Below are 567 nucleotides of genomic sequence, written 5' to 3'. Positions count from 1 at the left end.
GCCGGGGGCCTTCGCCCATCCGACGGTCACCGATGTCCACCCCTATGTGATGCTCAACTATCTGGGCAAACCGCGCGATGTGATGACGCTTGCCCATGAACTGGGTCACGGCGTCCATCAGGCGTTGGCCGCCGGTCAGGGCGAGATGCTGTCATCCACCCCGCTGACGTTGGCGGAAACCGCCTCGGTCTTTGGTGAGATGCTGACATTCCGCAAGATGCTGGACCAGGCCGAAACCCCGGAACAGCGCAAGGTACTGCTGGCCGGCAAGGTCGAAGATATGATCAATACGGTGGTCCGCCAGATCGCCTTCTACGACTTTGAATGCAAGCTGCACGCCGCCCGACGTGAGGGCGAGCTGACCCCGGATGACATCAACGCCCTGTGGATGAGCGTTCAGGCCGAAAGCCTTGGCCCCGCATTTGAATTCATGGACGGGTACGAGACCTTCTGGGCTTACATCCCGCACTTCGTCCACTCGCCCTTCTACGTCTATGCCTACGCCTTCGGCGACGGCCTCGTGAACGCGCTCTATTCCGTTTACGAAAGCGGCGCGGATGGGTTTGA

1 protein-coding gene is annotated in these 567 nt (G+C 60.7%); it reads left to right on the top strand.

What is annotated here, in order from left to right:
* On the top strand, nt 1-567 hold a 567-nt coding region (locus ACR0C6_RS22125), incomplete at both ends, for a M3 family metallopeptidase (protein WP_480621343.1).

Source organism: Ruegeria sp. AL12 (genome assembly GCF_056540885.1).
Note: the sequence above shows the minus strand (reverse complement) of the source record. Positions and strands in the feature narration are given on the sequence as shown.